The sequence below is a fragment of the Rhodanobacter sp. Root179 genome (genome assembly GCF_001428465.1).
In the GTDB taxonomy this organism is placed as follows: domain Bacteria; phylum Pseudomonadota; class Gammaproteobacteria; order Xanthomonadales; family Rhodanobacteraceae; genus Rhodanobacter.
This window is the reverse complement of the sequence record NZ_LMHR01000061.1, coordinates 35,766-57,910: the sequence shown is the minus strand read 5'-3', so window position 1 is coordinate 57,910 and position 22,145 is coordinate 35,766. Positions and strand designations below refer to the sequence as shown.

21 protein-coding genes are annotated in these 22,145 nt (G+C 69.5%); 17 read left to right on the top strand and 4 right to left on the bottom strand.

All coding sequences use genetic code 11. The features are described 5' to 3' along the window. Positions 1–46: 46 nt before the first annotated feature. Positions 47–1,534 carry a RimK family protein gene (locus ASD82_RS05375; protein ID WP_056716545.1) on the bottom strand — a complete coding sequence of 496 codons (1,488 nt, stop codon included), beginning with the start codon at positions 1,532–1,534 and terminating at the stop codon, positions 47–49. Between the two features lie 245 nt (positions 1,535–1,779). Between ASD82_RS05375 and ASD82_RS05370 the strand changes: the two genes are divergently transcribed. Further along, complete coding sequence (locus tag ASD82_RS05370) at positions 1,780–2,247, top strand: N-acetyltransferase (protein ID WP_200950228.1); 468 nt, start codon at positions 1,780–1,782, stop codon at positions 2,245–2,247. Positions 2,248–2,259: 12 nt separating this feature from the next. Here the strand turns inward: ASD82_RS05370 and ASD82_RS05365 are convergent, their stop codons facing one another. Beyond that, on the bottom strand, positions 2,260–2,949 hold the full coding sequence (locus ASD82_RS05365) for a hypothetical protein (RefSeq protein WP_056716556.1): 690 nt from the start codon (positions 2,947–2,949) through the stop codon (positions 2,260–2,262). 112 nt (positions 2,950–3,061) lie between these two features. On the opposite strand from ASD82_RS05365, the gene ASD82_RS17655 reads away from it, so the two are divergent. From ASD82_RS17655 to ASD82_RS05290, 16 genes are all read left to right on the top strand, one after another. Further along, positions 3,062–3,217 carry a lipoprotein gene (locus tag ASD82_RS17655; protein WP_157599192.1) on the top strand — a complete coding sequence of 52 codons (156 nt, stop codon included), beginning with the start codon at positions 3,062–3,064 and terminating at the stop codon, positions 3,215–3,217. A 13-nt stretch (positions 3,218–3,230) separates the two neighbouring features. Next, a complete protein-coding gene (dapF, locus tag ASD82_RS05360; RefSeq protein ID WP_056716539.1) occupies positions 3,231–4,091 on the top strand; it encodes a diaminopimelate epimerase in 861 nt (286 codons plus the stop codon). Between the two features lie 82 nt (positions 4,092–4,173). Further along, positions 4,174–4,860, top strand: coding sequence for a DUF484 family protein (locus ASD82_RS05355; protein ID WP_056716536.1), 687 nt, complete (start codon positions 4,174–4,176; stop codon positions 4,858–4,860). Between the two features lie 7 nt (positions 4,861–4,867). Then, positions 4,868–5,773, top strand: a complete 906-nt coding sequence (xerC, locus tag ASD82_RS05350) for a tyrosine recombinase XerC (RefSeq protein WP_056716533.1) — start codon at positions 4,868–4,870, stop codon at positions 5,771–5,773. 150 nt (positions 5,774–5,923) lie between these two features. After that, on the top strand, positions 5,924–6,460 hold the full coding sequence (hslV, locus tag ASD82_RS05345; RefSeq protein ID WP_056716530.1) for an ATP-dependent protease subunit HslV: 537 nt from the start codon (positions 5,924–5,926) through the stop codon (positions 6,458–6,460). Positions 6,461–6,559: 99 nt separating this feature from the next. Then, complete coding sequence (gene hslU / locus ASD82_RS05340; RefSeq protein ID WP_056716527.1) at positions 6,560–7,903, top strand: ATP-dependent protease ATPase subunit HslU; 1,344 nt, start codon at positions 6,560–6,562, stop codon at positions 7,901–7,903. A 27-nt stretch (positions 7,904–7,930) separates the two neighbouring features. Next, positions 7,931–8,563 (top strand): hypothetical protein, encoded by a 633-nt coding sequence (locus ASD82_RS05335; protein ID WP_200950226.1) that lies wholly within the window; start codon positions 7,931–7,933, stop codon positions 8,561–8,563. Between the two features lie 139 nt (positions 8,564–8,702). After that, positions 8,703–9,587: a ribokinase gene (gene rbsK / locus ASD82_RS05330; RefSeq protein WP_056716524.1), complete on the top strand. Its 885-nt coding sequence runs from the start codon at positions 8,703–8,705 to the stop codon at positions 9,585–9,587. 144 nt (positions 9,588–9,731) lie between these two features. Continuing rightward, positions 9,732–11,315 (top strand): AAA family ATPase, encoded by a 1,584-nt coding sequence (locus tag ASD82_RS05325; RefSeq protein ID WP_056716523.1) that lies wholly within the window; start codon positions 9,732–9,734, stop codon positions 11,313–11,315. Beyond that, a complete protein-coding gene (locus ASD82_RS05320; RefSeq protein ID WP_056716520.1) occupies positions 11,315–12,277 on the top strand; it encodes a hypothetical protein in 963 nt (320 codons plus the stop codon). The genes ASD82_RS05325 and ASD82_RS05320 overlap by 1 nt, the downstream gene beginning before the upstream one ends. Before the next feature lie 121 nt (positions 12,278–12,398). Beyond that, on the top strand, positions 12,399–14,153 hold the full coding sequence (locus tag ASD82_RS05315; protein WP_200950224.1) for a VWA domain-containing protein: 1,755 nt from the start codon (positions 12,399–12,401) through the stop codon (positions 14,151–14,153). Next, the gene (locus ASD82_RS05310; protein WP_056716518.1) at positions 14,150–15,118 is read left to right on the top strand and encodes a radical SAM protein; all 969 of its coding nucleotides are present in this window, start codon (positions 14,150–14,152) and stop codon (positions 15,116–15,118) included. The genes ASD82_RS05315 and ASD82_RS05310 overlap by 4 nt, the downstream gene beginning before the upstream one ends. Then, complete coding sequence (locus ASD82_RS05305) at positions 15,115–15,705, top strand: hypothetical protein (protein WP_056716515.1); 591 nt, start codon at positions 15,115–15,117, stop codon at positions 15,703–15,705. The genes ASD82_RS05310 and ASD82_RS05305 overlap by 4 nt, the downstream gene beginning before the upstream one ends. Further along, positions 15,690–17,042, top strand: coding sequence for an AMP-binding protein (locus ASD82_RS05300; RefSeq protein WP_056716511.1), 1,353 nt, complete (start codon positions 15,690–15,692; stop codon positions 17,040–17,042). Before ASD82_RS05305 ends, ASD82_RS05300 begins: the two co-directional genes overlap by 16 nt. Further along, the gene (gene pnuC / locus ASD82_RS05295) at positions 17,039–17,611 is read left to right on the top strand and encodes a nicotinamide riboside transporter PnuC (RefSeq protein ID WP_056716509.1); all 573 of its coding nucleotides are present in this window, start codon (positions 17,039–17,041) and stop codon (positions 17,609–17,611) included. Before ASD82_RS05300 ends, pnuC begins: the two co-directional genes overlap by 4 nt. Further along, positions 17,608–18,666, top strand: coding sequence for an AAA family ATPase (locus ASD82_RS05290; protein WP_056716548.1), 1,059 nt, complete (start codon positions 17,608–17,610; stop codon positions 18,664–18,666). Before pnuC ends, ASD82_RS05290 begins: the two co-directional genes overlap by 4 nt. 15 nt (positions 18,667–18,681) lie before the next feature. On the opposite strand, the gene ASD82_RS05285 is transcribed toward ASD82_RS05290, so the two are convergent. Beyond that, positions 18,682–19,869, bottom strand: a complete 1,188-nt coding sequence (locus ASD82_RS05285) for a VWA domain-containing protein (RefSeq protein ID WP_056716507.1) — start codon at positions 19,867–19,869, stop codon at positions 18,682–18,684. Beyond that, positions 19,862–22,141, bottom strand: coding sequence for a DUF5682 family protein (locus tag ASD82_RS05280; protein WP_056716502.1), 2,280 nt, complete (start codon positions 22,139–22,141; stop codon positions 19,862–19,864). The genes ASD82_RS05285 and ASD82_RS05280 overlap by 8 nt, the downstream gene beginning before the upstream one ends. Positions 22,142–22,145: the final 4 nt, after the last annotated feature.

Sequence of the window (22,145 nt, the reverse complement as noted above, 5' to 3'; positions counted from 1 at the left end):
CTCGGCCATCCATGGCCGACCTGAGAGGTTGAAAACTCACAACCTCTCAGCGCGCGCTGCCGCCCTGGCGCTTGCGCTCCATCCGGCGCAGGAACTCCTGCATGATGCGCGAGTACAGCTCGTCGCCGAGATGGGCGTCCTCGACGCCGGCATCGATCGACGGATTGTCGTTGACCTCGATCACCACCGGCTTGCTGCCGACCTGTTTCAGGTCGACGCCGTAGAGACCATCGCCGATCGGCTGGGTGGCCTTCAGCGCCAGCTTGACCACCTCGGCCGGCGCGTCCTTCACCGCAATCGTCTCGAAGCCGCCGGACTTCGCGGTGCCCTTGGCGCCGTGGTTGTAGATCTGCCAGTGGCCGCGCGACATGTAGTACTTGCACGCGTACAGCGGCTCGCGGTTGAGCACGCCGATGCGCCAGTCGAATTCGGTGTAGACGTATTCCTGCGCCAGCAGCAGGGCGCTGTGCTGGAACAGGCCGCTGGCCGCGGCGGCCAGCGCCGCCTCGTCCTCGACCTTGACCACGCCGCGCGAAAACGAGCCGTCGGGAATCTTCAGCACCAGCGGGAAGCCCAGCTTGGCGACGACTTCCTTCATGCCCTTGCTGTCGTCGCGGTAGAGGATTTCCGTACGAGGGACAGCAAGCTTGCGAGAGACCATCAGGTCGTTGAGGTAGATCTTGTTGGTGCAGCGCAGGATCGAGCTGGGGTCGTCGATCACCACCATGCCTTCCTTCTCCGCGCGATGGGCGAAGCGGTAGGTGTGGTTGTCCGACGCGGTGGTCTCGCGGATGAACAGGCCGTCGTATTCGGCCAGCCGCTGGTAGTCATTCTTGCCGATCGGATCGACCTCGATGCCGAGTTCCTTGCCCGCGTCGATGAAGGCCTTCAACGCCTTCTTGTTCGACGGCGGCATCTTTTCCTTCGGATCGACCAGCATCGCGATGTCGTAGCGGAACTGCCTGCGCGCGCGCGGCTTGCGCCACAACTTGCGCGAGAAGCGGTCGAGCTCCTCGGCGAAGGCGTCTTCCTGGGCGTCATCCAGCGTGTGCAGGCCCACCGGCTTGATCGAGCTGACCTGCCACACGCGATCGCGTTCGAACTCGATGCGCAGCAGCGGGCAGGGGAACATTTCGAACACCTGCCGGGCAAGGTCCTGCAGCGCCGGGTAGGCGGTCTCGCCGAAATAGACCAGGATGCCGAAGTCGGTGGTGTCGCGCCCGCCGGCGGGCAGGAAGTGGGTGAGCTTCTGGTTGAGGTCGTCGATGTCCAGGCCGTACAGCGAGCGTCGGCGCAGGTCGTTCACCGTGCGCACCGACGGCATCACCTTGTGCCCGCGCGCCTCGGCCAGCAGCGACACGTAGTAACCGGTGCCCAGATATTTGTAACTGCGGCACAGGTTGATCACGTGGGTGCGCTCGTCGTCGCCGCCGACCGGCTTGCGCAGGTAGTCCATCGCGCTCATGACATCGACGGACGGGTAATACGAGCCCCAGTCGGAGGCTTTTTCGACAACGATGACCAGACGGGTCATGACACCACTCAGGCGATGCGGCGACGGCGGACAGGCCTGCGTGGGCAGGGCGGTACGTGCAAGGCGCGCAGTTTGGCACAGCAACCACGCCGCACAAGGGCAGGCGCTGAAGCGTGACTAAACGGCACGACTGCGCTGCGAAGCGCACCTTCGGGCCCGCCGGCTGCTAGAGTCCGCGCGTGCCGACCCATACGCCCCAAGCCTCACCCGACTACGCGCGCCGCGTCGTGGCGGAATCCGCCGACATGCCGCCGGTTCCTGCTGGCACGCGCGTGCGCCGCGCTGCCTCGTCCGACCTGGATGAGCTGGTCGCCCTGGAACAGCGCAGCTTCAGCAGCGACCGGCTCAGCCGCGCGCAGTATCGTCGCCACCTGGACAGCGACAGCGCCGTGGTCCTAGTCGCCACCGGCCATCCCCGGCCGCTGCTGGGCAGTGCGGTGCTGTTCTTCCGCAAGCGCAGCATCGTGGGCCGGCTCTATTCGCTGGCGACCCGGCCCGAGGCACGCGGCCAGGGCGTAGGTGCGGCCTTGCTCGAAGCGGCGGTGAACGCCTGTCGGCACCGTGGCTGCCACGCGCTGCGACTGGAAGTGCGCACCGACAACGCCGCCGCGATCGGCCTGTACGAACGCGCGGGATTCCGGCGCATCGGCCGCTACGAGCGCTACTACCAGGACGGCGCGGATGCGTGGCGCTACGAGAAATCGCTGGACTGAGCGCCAGCTCGTTCAGCCGCCCAGCGGCTGCCCGATGCGCCGCTCGGTCGCCTCGTCCGGCCGCGCCACCAACGCGCCCGTGCGCATCAGGCTCACCGTGTAGTGACCCTGGTCGACCAGCGGCAGGAACGCGCCGCTGCCGTAGACCGTGTCCACTTCGGGCAGCCAGCGCGGGTACTGCTTCTTGAGGTCGAGTAGATCGAAGCCGCCGTTCTCGCCGAAGCCGATCACCGTGCGTGGCGCGTTCATTTCCTGCGCCGCATCGTCATAGCGGCCGGACAGGCGGTCGAGCCGGTACAGCGGCGGCACGCCGGCCAGCAGGGCCGGCAGTTTCCATTTCAGCACCACCGCCTCGATGCGCCACTGGTCTCCCGCCAGTTGCACCTGGCGCGTGCTGCCGTCCGGCCAGTTGAGGGTGACGTCCCAGCGCTGCGGCGACAGGATTCGCGCGTCGATCTCCACCACCGGCGCCTCCTCGCCGAGCAGGCGGTAGCCGCGCAAGGCATAGCCGGCGCCGGCCAGCAGCAGGGTCAGCGCGAAGCAGGTCAGGCAAAGCAGCGCGCGCCAGCTGGCCGCCAGTCGACGACCGCGTTGCAGGCGCTGACGCACGGCCACCAGTTGCACCAGGGTGACCAGTGCAAGCACGGCGGCCAGCACCATCAGCATGGTCGTCGGCAAGCGCAGCAGGGTGGCCCAGTCCATCGTGTTCATCCTCGTCGCCGCGGCCGGCGACCTGCGTCGGCATGATAACCGGCGCCCGCGAAGCAGGGCGGCCGGCCTCGCTATACTGCGCGAATCCACAGGAAATCCCGCCATGTTCCGTACCCTTTCGCTGCTGGCCTGCTGCCTCGTCCTCGCCTTGCTTGCCGGCTGTGGCAACAAGGGCCCGCTGGTGCTGCCGAGCCATCCCGCCGCCGCTTCCACCGCGCCGGCCCCGGCAGCGGTTGCACCGGCCAGCCAGCCGCGCTGAGCGGCGTGACCTGATGCGGCTGCACTTCTCCAAGATGCACGGCATCGGCAACGACTTCGTCGTGCTGGATTGCCGGCAGCACCCGTTTCCGCTGAACCCGGAACAGATCCGTGCGCTGGGCGATCGCCATGTCGGCGTCGGTTTCGACCAGTTGCTGAGCGTCGAGCCCGCGCGCGATCCGTCCTGCGCGTTCTACTACGGCATCTGGAACGCCGATGGTTCGCCGTCGGGCCAGTGCGGCAACGGCGTGCGTTGCGTGGCGGCGTGGCTGCATCGCGCCGGCGCACTGGCGCTCGGCGAGCAGGTGATGATCGAAAGTCCTTCGGGGCCGGTGACGGTGCGCCTGCTGGATGCCCACGAGGTGACCGTGGACATGGGCGAGCCACGGTTCGAACCCGGGCGCATTCCGCTGGTGGCCGAGGCGGGGACGGACCACCACGAAATCCTCGTCGGTGAGCGCAAGGTCGAGTTCGGCGCGGTCTCGATGGGCAATCCCCACGCCGTGGTGAGCGTGGCCGATCTGGCCGACCCGGCGCTGGAGCAGCTCGGTCCGCTGCTGACCAGCCATCCGCGGTTTGCCGAAGGCGCCAACGCCGGCTTCGTCCTGCAGCTGGACCGCACGCAGCTGCGCCTGCGCGTGCACGAGCGCGGCGCCGGCTGGACGCGCGCCTGCGGCACCGGCGCCTGTGCCGCGATGGCGGTGCTGCATCAGCGCGGCGAGGTGGACGACTCGGTGAGCGTCGAACTGCCCGGCGGCAAGTTGCGGATCGATTGGGCCGGCCCCGGCCATCCGTTGTGGATGACCGGCCCGGCCGCCTTCGTGTTCGAGGGCGAATGGCCGGTTCCGGCGGTCGACGGCGACCGGGGCGGTTGAAGCGCGCCCCGGTCCATCGCACACTCGCGCCAGGCGGCACGCATCCTGCGCGTGTCCCGGAACGGTTCGAGGAACTCCGCGCATGACCGCAACCCTGCTCGACGACGCCACCCAGGCCCGGGTGGTCGCCGCTTACCTGAAGCGCCATCCGGAGTTCCTCAGCGAGTATCCCGAGCTGGCGGCCAAGCTGACCATGCCGCGCCCCGAGGGCGCGGTGGCCTCGCTGACGGTCTATCAACTGCAGAGCCTGCGCGACAAGAACGCGGAGCTGGAACGCCAGCTGGCCGAGCTGGTCGCCATCGCCGCCGAGAACGAAAAGCTGATGGAGCGCGTCCATGCGCTGACCGTGGCCCTGCTGCGGGCGAACACCATGGAAGTCACCGTGCGCACGGTCATCGCCAGGCTGTCCGCGGATTTCCACACCGAACAGGTGCGCCTGCTGCTGTTCGGCGACGAGCCCCAGCTGCCGCGCACCGACTGGATGCAGCAGATTCCCGAAGGCGCCAGCGCACTGCCTGAGTTCAGCGAGTTCCTGCACAAGAACGAACCCGTGTCCGGGCGGCTGGCGAGCGAAAAACTCGTGCGCCTGTTCGGCGTCGATGCCCCGCAGATCCATTCGGTGGCGATGATGCGGCTGGGCGACTGCGGCATCCTGGCCATCGGCAGCGCCGACCCGGACCGCTTCCAGCCAGGCATGGGCACGCTGTTCCTGAAGATGATCTCGGCCACCATCACCGCGGCGCTGGCGCGCTCACGGGACGTCTCCTGAGCCGGCGATGACGCCCGAACAACAGGTCGAACGCTGGCTCGGCCGCCTCGCCGAAGAACGCCACGCTTCGCCGCATACGATCGCCGGCTACCGGCGCGACCTGGCCAAGCTGCTGCGCTTCATGCAGGCGCAACGACTGGCCTCGTTCGACGCGCTGGACGCGAACCGGATGCGCACCTTCATCGCCGGCGAGCATCGCGACGGGCTGGCGCCGAAGAGCCTGCAACGCCTGCTGTCGTCCTGCCGCAGCCTGTTCCGCCAGCTCACCCGCGAAGGCCAGCTGGCGAACGATCCGCTGCTGGGCGTGCGCGGCCCCAAGGTGCGCCGCAAGCTGCCCCAGGTGCTCGACGTCGACGAGGCCACCGCCCTGGTCGAGACCGACTGCGGCGGCCAGCTCGCCGTGCGCGACCGCGCGATGCTGGAACTGTTCTATTCCAGTGGCCTGCGCCTGTCCGAACTGGTCGGCCTGCGCTGGCTCGACCTCAACCTCGACGACGGCGAGGTGCGCGTGCTGGGCAAGGGCGGCAAGACCCGCATCGTGCCGGTCGGCCGTCACGCCGTGACGGCGCTGCGCGCACTCGGCGCGGAGCAGGGCATGCCGGCCGACGGTCCGGTGTTCCGCGGCCGCGGCGGCGCGCCGATCAACCCCCGCACGATCCAGCTGCGCATGAACAAGCTGGCGCTGCAACAGGGCATCCCGAAGCACATCCACCCGCACCTGCTGCGCCACACCTTCGCCAGCCACATGCTGGAATCCTCCGGCGACCTGCGCGCCGTGCAGGAGCTGCTCGGCCACGCCGACATCGCCACCACCCAGATCTACACCCATCTGGATTTCCAGCATCTGGCGAAGGTCTACGACGCGGCGCATCCGCGAGCACGGGTGAAGCGAAGGGCGAAAAGAGAGGAGTGAGTGGAGAGGAGTGAGGAATGAGAGAGAGCAGACCACGAGCCCGGCTTTCTCTCGCTTCTCCCTCCTCTTCACTCACTCCTGGCCCGCGCATTGAAGCCCGCCGCCCGCGGCCCCATCTCTTCCGCTCAGACATCCTCTTGCGGAGCTCTCATGGAATCGTTCCACGCCACCACCATCGTCTGCGTGCGGCGCGACGGCCGCGTCGTGATCGGCAGCGATGGCCAGGTCACCCTTGGCAACACGGTGATGAAGGGCAATGCGCGCAAGGTGCGCCGGCTCGGCAAGAGCGGCGAGGTGGTGGCCGGTTTCGCTGGCGCCACCGCCGATGCATTCACCCTGTTCGAACTGTTCGAGCAGAAGCTGGAAAAACACAACAACAACCTCACCCGCGCCGCGGTGGAGATGGCCAAGGAATGGCGCACCGACCGCCGCTTCGGCAAGCTCGAGGCGATGCTGGCGGTGGCCGACAAGGAAACCTCGCTGCTGATTTCCGGCAACGGCGACGTGGTCGAGCCCGAACACGGCCTGATCGCGATCGGCTCGGGTGGCCCGTTCGCCCAGTCCGCGGCGATGGCCCTGCTGGAAAACACCGAACTGGATGCCCGCAGCATCGTCGAGAAGGCGCTGAAGATCGCCGGCGACATCTGCATCTACACCAACCACAACGTGTCGATCGAAGAGCTGTGAATCGGGTATGGGGCATCGGGCATGGTCAGAGTACCCGCGCCCGGTAACCCAAGCCGTTCCGATTCCCGATTCCCTACTCCCCATTCCCGGCGAAGCCCCATGTCCGAACTGACCCCCCGCGAAATCGTCAACGAACTCGACCGCTACATCATCGGCCAGCACGACGCCAAGCGCGCCGTGGCGGTGGCACTGCGCAGCCGCTGGCGGCGCATGCAGTTGCCGGCCGAGATGCGCAACGAGATCACCCCGAAGAACATCCTGATGATCGGCCCCACCGGCGTGGGCAAGACCGAGATCGCGCGGCGCCTGGCCACGCTGGCCAATGCGCCGTTCGTGAAGGTCGAGGCGACCAAGTTCACCGAGGTGGGTTACGTGGGCAAGGATGTCGAGTCGATCATCCGTGACCTGGCCGACGGTGCCTACAAGCTGACCCGCGAGCAGGCAGTCAAGCGCGTGCGCTCGCAGGCCGAGGACCGCGCCGAGGATCGCATCCTCGACGCGCTGCTGCCGCGCCGGCAGTCCCAGCCCACCGACTGGAGCCACGACGCCACGCCCGAGCCCGCCATCGAAAGCGACACCCGCCAGAAGCTGCGCAAGCAGTTGCGCGAAGGCGTGCTGGACGAGCGCGAGATCGAGCTGGATTTCGCCATGAACGTGGGCGTGGAAATCATGTCGCCGCCGGGCATGGAGGAGATGGGTGCGCAGCTGCGCCAGATGTTCCAGAACATCGGCGGCGCCAAGACGCAGAGCCGCAAGCTGGCGATCAAGCTGGCGCGGCCGCTGCTGATCGACGAAGAAGCCGGCAAGCTGCTCAACGACGAGGAGATCCGCGCCCAGGCGATGGAAAACGCCGAGCAGAACGGCATCGTCTTCATCGACGAGATCGACAAGGTGGCCCAGCGCAGCGACCACGGCCACGCCGGGGTCAGCCGCGAGGGCGTGCAGCGCGACCTGCTGCCGCTGGTGGAAGGCTCCACCGTGTCGACCAAGTACGGCCCGATCAAGACCGACCACATGCTGTTCATCGCCTCCGGCGCGTTCTCGCTGGCCAAGCCGTCCGACCTGATCCCCGAGCTGCAGGGCCGGTTGCCGATCCGCGTCGAGCTGTCCGCGCTTTCGGTGAACGACTTCAAGCGCATCCTGCGCGAACCGCACAACGCGCTGACCAAGCAGTACGTGGCCCTGCTGGGCACCGAAGGGGTGGGCATCGAATTCACCGATGCCGGCATTGATCGGCTGGCCGAGGTGGCCTTCCAGGTGAACGAGCGCACCGAGAACATCGGCGCCCGCCGGCTGCACACCGTGATGGAACGGCTGCTGGAGAAGATTTCCTTCGAGGCCGCGGACAAATCCGGCGAAAAATACCTGATCGACGCCGAACATGTAGACAAAAACCTCGGAAGTCTGGTCCAGAACGAAGACCTCAGCCGCTACATCCTGTAAACAAGCCGCTCAGGCGGCTCTGCTAAAATGGACGCCGTGAATAACGTTATCGAATTGAAAGGCACCGGCCAGCGCGCCCAGTTGCGCGAGGCGCAGCAGAACCAGACCCTGATCCGGTTGTGGCGCGAAGGGCTGGAGCACGGCAGCTTCTGCGGTTACGTGGGTGGCGTCGGGCGCGAGTTCTTCCTGCTGTGGGTGGTCGGCGACGGCATCACCTACGACGGCATGTACGTGATGCGTCACCGCGACATCTCCGAACTGGAGGCGCCGGACAAGCACCACGTGTTCTTCGCCAAGGCACTGGCCCTGAAACACATCCAGCCGCGCCCGCCGCGCGGCTTCCCGCTGGACAACATCCGCGAAGTGATCCAGGCCGCCGGCGCCCAGGCGCCGGTGATCGGCGTGCACGTGGACAGCGAGGACGAGTCGGAAGTCTGCTACATCGGCCGCCTGATCGACGTCGAGGAAGACGGCTTCAACATGCAGGAACTGAGCCCCGACGCGGAATGGATGCGTGAGCCCTCGTTCTTCAGCTGGGACGAAGTCTCCACCGTCAGCATCGAGGATGCCTACGCGCAATCCCTGCTGGCCGTGGCCGGCCCCGCCCCCGACCTGCTGCCCGGCGGCGACACCGGCATCGGCCGCGTTCCGTCCCCCTGACATTCAGCTCTTCTCCCTCTCCTGCTTGCAGAGGAGGGCCGGGGGTGGGTCGCTCTTCGCCCCCGCCCAAGCCCGCCCCACCGCCCGCAGCAGCTAAGCTCTCCCCTCCACCGTGAAACCTGCGCAAGGGGCTAGAGGCATGACACGCATCGTCGTCGTCGGCAGCATCAACATGGATCTGGTCACCCAGGCGCCGCGCTTCGTCGGCCCGGGCGAGACCATCCTTGGCGAACGCTTCCTCACCGTGCCCGGCGGCAAGGGCGCCAACCAGGCGGTAGCCGCCGCGCGACTGGGCGCCGAGGTGGCACTGGTCGGTGCACTGGGCTGCGACACCTTCGGCGACCAGTTACACGCCGGACTCGCCGCCGAACACATCGACCTGGCCCATGTGGCGCGCCTCGCCGACTACGCCAGCGGCACCGCCTCGATCACTGTCGCCGACGGGGAAAACCAGATCATCGTGGTCCCCGCCGCCAATGCGCACGTCACCCCCGCCCAGGTCGAAGCGGCGCGCTCACTGATCGAACGCGCCGACGCGGTGCTGGTGCAGATGGAGATCCCGCTGGAAACCGTCGAGACCACCGTGCGCCTGGGTCACCGTCTCGGCGTGCCGGTGATCCTCAACCCCGCGCCCGCGCAACAGCTGCCCGTCGACTGGCTGAAGCTGGCCCGCTACGTCACCCCGAACCAGCACGAGCTGGCGATCCTGCTCGGCGCCGATCCCGGCGAAGACTTCAAGGCGCTGATGCAACGCGCCCCATGCCCGGTCGTGCTCACCCGCGGCGGCGAAGGCGCGTGGTATCGCGAGCAGGGCGAACCGCTGCACCAAGCCGGCTTCAAGGTCGACGTGGTCGACAGCACCGGCGCGGGCGACACCTTCAACGCGGCATTGGCGGTGTTCCTGAAAGAAGGCCTGCCCGCCGCCGTGCGCAAGGCCTGCGCCGCCGCCGCGCTGTCGGTGACCAAGCTGGGCGCGCAGGGCGGCATGCCGCGGCTGCAGGAGCTGGACACACTGCCGGGCTGAACCACGCGCCGACCCGTCGGCGCGCTGCGACACCGACGCGCTTCCGCGCCCTGCGTCGTTGGCCAGAACCCGCCGCATGCGCCAGAATTCGCGCCGAGGCCAAGGACGGCAACGTTGCCGCCGTGGCATGACACAGGGGTCCGCATGTCCGGCTTCAAGCTCTTCCAGCGCGTCTCCAAGGCGCCCACCAATCCGCGTGCCGTGCCGGCCACGACACGCGAGTTCGATGTCGCCAGCCTGTACGAGGGACCGCTGGATGCTGGCGAGGAGACCGCCGCCACGGCGCTCCCGCTCGACGAAAAGCTGCGCCAAGCCTACTTCTGGATCGTCAACAACGCGGTGATCAGTCCGCACTACGACATCGAGTACAACGACGGCGCCGCCGCGGCGTTCACCATCGGCGACAGCAAGCGCACGCTGAACCTGCCCTCGGCGCAGAGCTACTCCAGCTTCATCCTGCTGCCGCTGCTGACCTTCGCCACCCGCCGCAAATGCCTGTTCGTGGGCGGCCCCGGCCGCGGCAAGACCGCCAGCGCGATCCTGATGGGCGTGCTGGCCGGCTATTCGGTCAAGGACGTGCGCCGCGCGATGCAGCACGGCCACCCGCAGATGACCCTGGCCGACCTGCTCGGCAATCCGCTGCCGGCCGACCTGGCCGGCGCGCAGAGCATGGAGGACATCCGCATCGCCTGGCGCAGCTGGCTGGGCATGCGGGTGAAGATCATCGACGAATACAACCGCATCCCCACCCGCACCCAGAGCGCCCTGCTCACGGTGATGGGCGACAACTACGCGGAGATGCTCAACCACGTCTACGAGTGCCCGGAATCGGCCTGGTACCTCACCGCCAACGACGACCAGGGCGGCGGCACCTACCAGGTGATCGAGGCGCTGCGCGATCGCATCGACGTGATCGTGCAGGCGCTGTCGTTCAACCCGCGCTTCCTCGACGAGCTGCTGCTGCGCATCGAATCCGGCGTGCGGCCGGAGGAGATGGTGCCGCCGGAGATCGTCTTCAGCGCCGCCGACATCGACGCGGCCGGCAAGCAGGTCCTGGCGGTGACGGTGCCGGAAGAACTGCGCCGGCGACTGGAGTTCTTCAGCAGCCAGTTCGAGCTGATGGAAACCGCGGGCAGCCAGTTCGAGTACATGACCAAGGACACCGCGCGGCTGTCCGGCGCGGAATGGCACCAGCTCACCGCCGCCGACAACGGTCGCGACCGGCTCAAGGACCTCGGCTGCCAGACCCGCAACGGCCTGTCGGTGCGCAACCTGATGACCTTGCTGGTGTACGCCAAGGCGATGGCGTGGTTCCGCGGCAACCCGGCGATCGAGCTGGAGGATCTGCGCCAGGTGCTGCCGTTCGTGCTGCACGACAAGCTGCAGCCCGACCTCGACGCGCCGTTCTTCGCGCTGCCCGAGCACGCCGCCTTCCGCAGCGACCGGCTGAGCTGGCTGCGCCACCTGTTCGACCTCTCCAACGCCGAATACGACCGGCTGGACCTGGACCGCAACGACCCGGTCGGCGAGCTGTCCGCCGAATTTGCCAAGGGCCTGGATGGACTGGGCGAGCGCGAGACGCGGGCGCGGTTGTCGAAGATCGAGCACCTGGTGGAACAGCGCGCCGCCGGCCGCAAGCTCTACGGCCCGTTGTACGACGACCTGCTGAAACTGAAGTACCTGCACCAGCGCTACACCAACTACCTGAACTGGCTGCGGGCTTCCTGATGGCCGTCAGTGCACCGCTGGCCCGTGTACTCGCGGCCGGCCGCAGCCGCTTCAATGCGCGCGCGGCTGAAGTTCGCCACCGCCATCCCGGGTTCGACGACGCCGCCTTCGCCGGCTTCGTCGGCAGCGCGCTCGATCGCGTGGTGCAGGCCGTCGATGCGGTCGCGCCCGAACGAGTCCATGCGGTGGCGATCGCCGGCTACGACATGGCGCTCGATCTGGTGGCGCAAGGCCTGGCCGGCCCCGGCGCGCGCCAGCCGTGGGTCGATCGGGTGTGGCTGGAACTGGCGCCGCGCCACGCCGGCCTGCTCGCCGCGCAACCGCAGGCGGTGCTCGGCGCGCTGGGCAATGCGGTCATCCAGCTGGGAGAGTGGCCGCAGGTGCGCGTGGCCGACTGGCTGCAATGGATGACCGCGCTGGCCGGCGAGGTGGCCGAGCTGACGCAACTGCGCGCGCTCGGCCAGCTGCTGGCCTGGCGTGCCGGCATGGCGCACTACCGACGCGGTGCGCTGACCGCCGCGAACATCCTGCCGCCCGCACTGGCGCTGGCCGCGCTGGACGCCGACCCGGCCGGCGACTGGCCCGCGCTGCGCGACGCGCTGCTGGCCGATCCCTGGCACGGCGCGCAAAACCTGCCGGACAGCGGTGTGCAGATCGGCGCCTTCAGCGGCTTCGGCGGCCACTTCGCGCAACCGCCGGAACTGCGCGCCGCCGACGAAGGCTTCATGGTGCGCAGCGCGGATCGCCACCGGCTGCTGCTCGCCGACCGCCACGGCGCCGTGCTGCTGCCGGCCAGCGCGGCGGAATTCGAGGCGGCATCGACAAGCCAGGTGACCGCGCCGCCACAACACGTCGCCGCGCTGGGCTGGCCGCGCGACTCGCTGCTCGCGGTGGCCGACGTGCACACGCTGGCGCTGAGCTCGCCGTACACCCACGCGATCGCGCTGTTCCCGCGCCCATGAAACCGAAAATCACGCACACGGCCTTCGTAGGGCGGGCACTGCCCGCCGCTCTTTGCCGCGACGCACGGACAAGCCGGCGGGCACTGCCCGCCCTACGCGATGTCCACCCGGCGAGTAGCGCGTGAACACACCGGCGGCCGCCACCAACCTGCTCGAACGCTGGCGCGCCGGCTGGCCCGTCGCGCTGGCCACCTGGAGCAAGTACACCCGCCTGCGCGACCCGCGCTTGTGCGAGAGCCGCGTCGACGCCGCCGGCGAAGGCCTGAGCGGCAGCTTCGCGATGATCCGGCTGGCCGACCAGCGCGTAGTGGTGGACCTGCAGCAGGTACGCGCGCTGGCGCTGGACGACTACGCGCTGGAGATCCTCGCCCACGAGATCGGCCACCACGTGCTGGCGCCGGCCACGGCCACCGACCAGTTCCGCCTGCTGGCGCGCATCCGTCGCGCGCTGCCCACGCTGGAACGACACGCGCCGATGGTCGCCAACCTCTACACCGACCTGTTCATCAACGACCGCCTGCAACGTCAGGCCGGCCTGCGCATGGCCGACATCTACCGCAAGCTGGCCGCCGCCACGCCCACGCACGATCCGCTGTGGGCGCTGTACATGGGCATCTACGAAAACCTGTGGCAGCTCGATCGCGGCAGCCTCGGCGGTGCCGATGACGACGCCACCTGCGGCGATGCCTGGCTGGGCGCCCGGCTGGTGCGCGTCTACGCCGGCGACTGGCTGGAGGGCGCCGGCCGCTTCGCCACCTTGCTGCTGCCGTACCTGGTCGAAAGCGACCAGCGCCACGGCGCGATCGGCTTCCTGCACGACACCGCCCAGGCTGCCGCCGACTGCGATGCCAGCGGCGTGCTCGATGTGGAGGCGGACGAAATCGACGGCGCGATCCACCCCGGCCGCGACCCCGGCATCACCGGCGACGCCGCGCCGCCCGCGGCACCATTGCCGAACACGCAGCAGTCGAAAGGCCAGGCGCGCGAGCCGTTCGAATACGGCGAACTGCTGCGCGCCGCCGGCATCACCCTGACCGATCACCAGATCGCGGTGCGCTACTACCGCGAGCGCGCGCTGGCCGACCTGGTGCCGTTCCCGGTGCGGTTGTCGCCCGCCTCGCCCGAACCGCAGCTGGAAGGGCTGGAGCCGTGGCAGATCGGCGATCCGCTGGACGAGATCGACTGGCTGCAAAGCACCCTGCAATCGCCACAGGTGATCCCCGGCCTCACCACCGTGCGCCGCGTCTACGGCAACGCACCGGCGCGCGAGCGCGAGCGCGTGCCGGTGGACCTGGACATCTACGTGGACAGCTCCGGCTCGATGCCGAACCCGCAGCAGCGCACCTCGTTTCTCACCCTGGCCGGCAGCATCATCGCGCTGTCCGCGCTGCGCGCCGGCTCACGCGTGCAGGCCACGCTGTGGAGCGGCAAGCACGAGGTCACCGCCACCGACGGCTTCGTCCGCGACGAGGACGCGATCCTGCGGGTGCTCACCGGCTTCTACGGCGGCGCCACCTGCTTCCCGATCCATCGCCTGCGCGACACCTACGCCAGCCGCGGCAAGCACGCGCGGCCGGTGCACATCCTGCAGATCTCCGACGACGGCATCACCACGATGTTCGAACCGGACGAGCGCGGCAACAGCGGCTGGCAGGTCGCCGCCGACGCACTCGCCCGCGGCGGTGCCGGCGGCACCATGGCGCTGAACCTGCCGCCGCGCTGGACCGACGCGAAGTATGGCCACTGGGCCGCCGACCTGATCCGCGCCCGCGACGAACAGGGCTGGGACATCCACGCGGTGACCGCGATGGAGCAGCTGGTCGCGTTCGCCCGCGCCTTCGCCCGCAAGCATTACGCCGGGGAGGCGCCGCGATGATCGTGCTGTGGCGGGTCAGCGAGCGGTGCAACCTCGGCTGCAGCTTCTGCGCCTACGACCGTCGCCGCCCCGGCCCGCGCCACGAGATCGATGCGGCCACGGTCGAGCGCCTCGGCCGCTTGTTCGGCGAATACCGGCAGGCCACCGGCCAGCGCGTGCTGTGGAGCTGGCTCGGCGGCGAGCCGCTGCTGTGGCCGCCGCTGTGGCAGCTGTCGCGGATGCTGCACGACGAAGCAGGGCTGGCGATCAGCGCCACCACCAACGGCAGCACGCTGCAGCAGGCCGCAGTGCGCCGGCGGTTGCTGCAACACTTCGCCGAGCTCACCGTCAGCATCGACGGCCCGGCCGATTTCCATGACGCCATGCGCGGCTGGCCCGGTGGCTGGCAGCGCCTGCGCGAAAGCATCCTCGCCCTGGTCGCCGAACGCCACGACGGCGGCGCGCCGCTGAAGCTGCGCGTGAACACCGTGCTGATGCGGCAGAACGTGGCGTCGTTCGCCGAGCTGTGCGAGACGCTGGCCGGCTGGGGCGTGGACGAGATCAGCTTCAATCCGCTGGGCGGCCGCGACCGCCCCGAGTTCTTCCCGGCCCACCGGTTGCGCCCGCAGGATGTGGCCGAGCTGGGCGAACTGCTGCCGGGCTTGCGCCAACGGCTGCTTCGTCACGGCACGCGGCTGGCCGGCAGCGCGCATTATCTGCAGCGCATCGAAGCCAACGCGCACGACCGCGCCGTGGCTGTCGGCGACTGCGCGCCGGGCGAGGATTTTCTTTTCATCGACGAGCGCGGCCGCATCGCCCCGTGCAGTTTCAGCGTCGACGACTACGGCCTGCACGTGGACGAGCTGCGCACGATCGACGACCTGCAGGCGCTGTCGTCGCACTGGCGCGCCGCGCGCAGGCAACACGCTGCCCCAGCCTGCGCCGACTGCCGCGCCAACCATGTATTCGCCAAGTTCGAGGTATGAGCGTGCAACGTGAAGGCCCGCTGCTGGAAACCCTGACCCGCCGGCTGGCGGAAACGCCGCCGGACTTCCTCGACGAGCCGCGCATCGGCGAAGGCGGCAGCGTGGCCGTGCCGGCACTGGTACACGACCTGCTGCGCATGCACGGCGCCCGGGCCGGGCGCGACGTGCTGCAGCGCTTTGCGTCGAACGACGCCCGTGCCGATCGCAACCGCCTCGCCCTGGTGCAGATCGGCTGCTGGCTGCTCGCCGACGACTGGTTCCTGGGCGCCGGCTGCAGCGGCGAGGCCTTGCTGGCGCGGCTGGACGGCGACCTCGCCGAACTGGCTGCCGCCACGCCCGCACCGCGCTTCGTGCAGGACCCGGACCGTCGCGAAGAACTCGCCCGCGTGCTGCTGGCCCACCTCGGCTATCGCCCGGCCGGCGAGACCGAAGCCCAGGCCAGCGACCGGCTGTCGCGCATCAGCGGCACCGAACGCCAACGCCTGCTCGCCGCCAGTCGCGCCGCCGAAGAGCGCGCCCGCGCGATTCGCGAGGCGCTGGCGAAGAAGGCCGCCGAGGAGTCCGCCGACAAGTGGACGCGCGAGTGACCGAGGCCAGCGACCACGACCGCTACCCCACGCTCACCGACGCCGGCCGGCGCATGCTGCAACGGCTGCGCGAGCACCCGAGCGCGCCGATCTTCCGCAACTGCAGCGGCAATCGCCTGACCCACGACGACGTGGCGGCGCTGGGTGAATTCGAACAACATACGCTGGCGGCCTCGCCCGGCTGGCCAGCGACGGGAACGCCGGCATGGCTCGACGCCTTCGTGCAGCGCGTGTTTGACGAGGTGCCGTACTACCGCGCGCTGGGTTCGCCGCCGCGCGACTTCCGGCAGCTGCCGACGATTTCGCGCGCCGAGCTGTCGGCCGACATCACCCGCTTCGTGCCCGATCCGCTGCCGCTGGACCGGCTGATCAATTTCCGCACCACCGGCACCACCGGCCACCCGCTGCTGGTCCCCTCGCATCCGCAAGTGGCCGGGCGCTACCTGGCCTTCCACAAGCGCGCGCTGCGCCGCTTCGGCATCGTGCCGCGGCACGGCCGCGACCAGGTCGGCGTGATCCTGCTCGGCCACCAGCGCAAGTGCTTCACCTATGCCTCGGTGACGCCGACGATGGACGAATCGGGGCTGGCCAAGATCAACCTGCATCCCGACGACTGGCGCGATCCCGCCGACCGCGCCCGCTATCTCGACGCGATGGCGCCGGAAATCGTGGCCGGCGATCCGATCTCCTTCGCCGAGCTGCTGCGCCTGCCGACCCGGATGCGGCCGCGCGCGTTGCTGAACGTCTCGATGACGCTGACCGCCGGCCTGCGCGCCGAACTGGAACAGCGCTTCGCCTGCCCGGTGCTGGACATCTATTCGATGAACGAGGTCGGCCCGATCGCCGTGTTCGATGCCGCGGCCGGCGGCCACGTGCTGCTGCAGGACCGGCTGTACGTGGAGATTCTCGATCCCGCCGGGCGACCGGTAGCCGAAGGCCAGCGCGGCGAGGTCACCGTCAGCGGCGGCTTCAACTTCTGCCTGCCGCTGCTGCGCTATCGCACCGGCGACCACGCCGCACTAGCGCACACCGCCGCCGACCCGGTGCTGTGCGAACTGGCCGGTCGCGCACCGGTGCGCTTTCGCCACGCCGACGGCCGCTGGCTCAACAATATCGACGTCAGCCACGCGCTGGGCCATCTGCCGCTGGCCCATTACGGCCTGCACCAGCAAGCGGACGGCGCACTGGCCTTGCGGCTGCCTGCGCAATCAAGCTGCGACGACGACGCCCGGCTGGCGCTGCGTGTCCTGCTCGGCGAACTGCCGCTGAGCCTCCACGCCATCGAGGAAGACGACAAGATCATGCAGTACAGCTCCGACCTGGACGACGCCCGATGAACCTGCTGGAAATCGCCGCCAACCTGATCACCGGCGCCTCGATCCTGCTGGCCGGGCGCAACAGCGTGCATACCTGGTGGACCGGCATTGTCGGCTGCAGCCTGTTCGCCTTCGTGTTCCTGGAAAGCCGTCTATACGCCGATACGGTGCTGCAGGCGTTCTTCGTGGTCACCAGCGTGGTGGGCTGGTGGCAGTGGCTGCATGGCAGCCATGGCGAGGCGCTGCCGGTCACGGATTTGCCGATGCGCCGGCTGTTGTGGCAGCTCGTCTACGGCACGCTGGGTGCGCTCGGCTACGGCATGCTGCTGCATCGCTTCACCGACGCCTATGCGCCGTTCCTCGACTCCACCGTGCTGGCCTTCAGCATCGTGGCGCAGCTGCTGATGATGCGCCGCCACGTGCAGAGCTGGCCGTTCTGGCTGCTGGTCAACTCCATCGCGGTGCCGCTGTACGCCAGCCGCGGCCTGTATCTCACCTCGGTGCTGTACGCGGTGTACTGGATCAACGCGGTGGTGTCGTGGCGGCACTGGCTGCACCTGCGCGGGGCCGAACCGGCGGCTGCGGCGTGAGCGAGCGGCATCATCGCGGCCTCGTGGTCGGCAAGTTCTGCCCGCTGCATCGCGGCCACGAGCTGGTGATCGACGCCGCGCTGGCGCAATGCGACGAGGTGCTGCTGATCAGCTACACCCAACCCGCGTTCGAGCGCTGCGACGCCGACGCGCGCGAGCGCTGGCTGGCCGAACGCTTCCCGCAAACGCGGCGGCTGGTGCTCGACGTCGAACGCTTCGCCGCACTCGCCGCCGCGCACCACGGGCGCGGCCCCGCCACGCTGCCGCACAACGACGACGCGGACGCCACGCACCGCGACTTCGTCGGCTGGCTGTGCGATCGCGTGTTCGACTGCAGCGTCGATGCCGTGTTCACCAGCGAGGATTACGGCGACGGCTTCGCCGCCGCGCTGACCGCGTATTTCCGCCAGCGACGCGATCCGCGACACGCCGAGGTCCGACACGTCTGCGTGGATCGCGAACGCCACGCCATCCCGATCTCCGGCAGCGTGCTCCGCCGCGATCCGCACGCGCACCGCGAACACCTGTCGCCCACGGTCTACGCCGACTTCGTGCAGCGAGCCTGCCTGCTCGGCGGCGAATCCAGCGGCAAGACCGCGCTGGCGCAAGCCCTCGCCGAACGCCTCGGCACCGCCTGGGTTCCCGAATACGGCCGCCAGCGCTGGGTGGAGCAGGGTGGCGCACTCGTCTATGACGATCTGCTGCAGATCGCCCGCACCCAGCTCGACCACGAACGCGAGCTCGCCGCCCACGCCCACCGCTGGCTGTTCTGCGACACCAGCCCGCTCACCACCCTGCTGTACTGCCGTGAGCTGTTCGGCCGCGCCGACCCCGAACTCGAACGTCTCGCCACCCGCCACTACGACCACGTCTTCCTGTGCGCCCCCGACTTCGCCTTCGTGCAGGACGGCACGCGGCGGGATGACGCGTTCCGGCGGCAACAGCACGACGAATACCTGAGGCAACTGGCTACGCGCGGCGTGCCGTTCACCCTGCTGGAAGGCAGTCCGCAACAGCGTGTCGCCACGGCGCTGCGCGTGCTCGCGGCGAGCTGAGCGAAACGCTCCGGCTCAATCCTGCCCACGCGTGGACACCAGTCCCTGGGTCGCGGCCCACTGGCCGATGTCGTCGCGGCGGATCGCGGCGGCCATCAGGCCGGGGAAGGCGTCGGGGGTGCAGGCGAAGGAGGGCACGCCGAGCGCGGCGAGTTTGGCGGCGAGGGCCTTGTCGTACGACGGGCGGCCTTCGTCGCTCAGCGCGAGCAGGGTGATGAACTGCACGCCGGCGTCGACCAATTCGCGGGCGCGGGCCAGCAGGCGTTCTTCCACGCCGCCTTCGTAGAGGTCGGAGATCAGCACCAGGATCGCGTTGTGCGGTTCGCGGATCAGCGACTGGCTGTAGCTCACCGCGCGGTGGATGTCGGTGCCGCCGCCGAGCTGCACGCCGAACAGCAGGTCGACCGGATCGTCGAGCTGCTCGCTCATGTCGACCACGCTGGTGTCGAACACCACCAGCCGCGTCGACACCGCCGGCAGCGAGGCAAGCACGGCGCCGAAGATGCTGGAGTACACCACCGAGGCGGCCATCGAGCCGCTCTGGTCGATGCACAGGATCACCTCGCGCTGCGGCTTGCGCGCCTTGCGGCCGAAACCGACCAGGGTCTGCGGGATGATCGTGCGATGGCTGGGCTGCCAGTGCCGCAGGTTGGCGCGGATGGTGCGGTGCCAGTCGATCTCGGCGTGCCGCGGGCGGCGGTTGCGGCGGGCGCGGTCCAGCGCGCCGCTGACTGCCGAGCGCATCGGCTCCTCCAGCTTGCGCAGCAGCGCGTCGACCACCTGGCGCACCACCAGTCGCGCGGTTTCCCTGGTGCCGGCCGGGATCACCTGCGACAGCGAGATCAGGTTGGCCACCATGTGCACGTCGGGCTGGATGCTTTCGAGCATCTCCTTTTCCAGCAGCATCTGGCGCATGTCCAGCCGCTCCAGCGCATCGCGTTGCATCACCTGCACCACCGAGGCGGGAAAGTATTTGCGGATGTCGCCGAGCCAGCGCGCCACGTTCGGCGCGGAGCCGCCGCGACCGCCGCGTCGCTGCAGGCCGTGCTTGCCGTCGGGTTCGTACAGCGCGGCCAGCGCCGCATCCATCTGGCCCAGCGCACCGTCGAGCGTGCCGCAGCTGTCGGCGGCGTCGCTGCCCAGCACCAGCCGCCAGCGTTCGGCGCGGCTGGTGGAAGGCAAGTTGTCGTCGTGCTCAGCCATCGGCCACTCCCAGCAATTCGCGCAGCATCGGCAAGGCGCGACGCGCGCGGTTTTCGTCCCACACCAGTTCGGTGACGGCGGCACGCGAGGTGCCAGCCGGCCGCTGCACGCGCAGGCCCAGGTCGCGCCGGTCGGCGGCCGCGAACGCGGCGAAGCTGCGCCGCACCAGCGGCAGCACGCGCACGAAATGCTCCTCGCCGAGGCCGGCGATCCATTCGTCGATAAGGGCCCACAACGCGTCGCTGTGCAGCAGCACGGTGGCGTTGCGGTTGAGGAAACCGTCCAGCCATTGCGCGGCGGGCAAGGGTTCGGCACCGGGCGACAGCTGTTGCGACAACTGCCGGCGCACTTCGTCCAGCGGCAGCACCGCGGCATCCAGCAGCAGGCGGCAGCACAAGCCGCGCAGCAGCGGCGTGCCGCTGTCCGCGTGGGCGACGATGTGCAGGGCACGTTGCCAGGCTTGCTGCTGCGATTCGCCCTGGCGCAGCTCGACGGCGCGATCGGCGGCGGGGATCTGCTCGCGCGCCTGCGCCGCCGGCTCGTCGTCCAGATCCGCCAGCGCCAGCGGCAAGCCGAGGCTGGCGCGCAGCAGCATGCTGTCGAACAGCTGCGCGACCTGGGCCACGTCGGTCTGGCGCACATTGCCGTAGCGATACACGTTGGCCAGCGCGGGCAGGGCGCCGAGCAGGGCCAGCGGATCGGCATCGGTGGCGGCGCGCGCCTGCAGTTCGGCGGCGACCTGCTCGACCGCGTCGGGCAGGTTCGCCAGCAGCACGCGATCGATCAGCGATGCCAGCTCGGACAGCTGGTTCGCCGCGCGCGCCTGCTCCAGCGCGCGCGCCGTGGCGGCCAGCGCCAGGGTGTGGCCGTAGCGACTGGCCACGATCAGCTCGACCGCGAACGACGGCTCCCACGCCAGCTGCCACACCTCGTGGAAGGTGCCGCGACTGGAACGGCCGACCGCGCCGAGCCGGCCCCACTCGATGCCGAGCAGGGCCAGCCGGTGCAGCAGCTGGCTGCGCTGGCGGTCGTTGTCGTTGCGCAGGTCCAGATCGAGCGTGCGGCTCAGCGCCTCGGGCTTCAGGCGCAGGCGCTTCTGCTGGGCTTCCAGGTCGCGCTGCAAGGGCACGGTAGGCACCGCGGACGGCACGCTGCCGAGCGCATCGCCGAACATCAGCCGTTCGGCGATCAGCCGCATCGGCGCGTCGTCGCCCATACAGATCACGCTGCGGGTAGCTTCGTTGAGTTCGTCCAGCCCGGGCGCAGGACGCTCGCGCAGTGCGGCCAGGGTATCGGCCAGCCGGCTGGCCTCGATCAGGTGGGCGCTGGAGCAATCCAACTCGTGTTCGCGCAGCAGCCGCGCCACCCGCGCGAACCAGCCGATCGCGCGGCTGCCGGCGGCAGGCTGGCGCCACAGGTGGTCGTACCAGCCCGGCGCGGCGATGCCGGCGGCGTAGCCGCTGCGGCGAGCCAGGTGGCGATACGTCCACGGCACCCAGGTGGTCTGCGCCTTGAGCTTGTCGACGCCCTTGAGCACGGCCTTGTCGGCCGCCGCGGTGACGCTGGCGGCGAGCGCCGGCACATGCCACGCGCCGCAGACCACCGCGATGCGCGCGTGGCCGGCCTTGCGCGCGTCGCGCAGCAGGCTGCGCATGTGCGCCTCGCGGATCGCTTCCTGCACCTCGTCGCCGCGCGGGCGTTGCGGCGCGTGCGTGCGCAGTTCGGTCATCGCGGCGGCGATCGCCTCGAACAGCCCTTCGCCGTCGCCGCGTTCCTCGACCATGTGGTTCCACCAGCTCTCACCGTCGTCGTAGCCGGCGGCGTGGGCCAGCCAGTCGAGCGGATCGTGCGGCAAGCCTGCGCTGACTTCGTCGACGGCCGGCTCCTCGTCGGGCGCCGCTTCGTCGACGTCCGCGGCCGCTTCCTCCACGCGGCGCGCCTGCTGCTGCCAGGCCAGGCTGATCCCCGCCGGCACGTCGATGAACTGCACCGGTACCGCGGCCTGCGCCGCCCATTGCAGCGCCTGCCACTCGGGTGAGAATTCGGCGTAGGGATGGAACACCGCCAGCTGCGGATCGTCGACGGCGTGCGAGAGCAGCGCCACCGGCGGCTGCATCTCGGCATCGGCCAGGTGCGCCAGCAACGGCTCGCTGCCGGCCGGGCCTTCGATCAGCACGCAGTCCGGCTGCAACGTTTCCAGCGCACGGCGCAGGCTGCGCGCGCAGCCCGGGCCGTGGTGGCGGATGCCGAACAGGGTGACCGCGTCGGTCATCGCG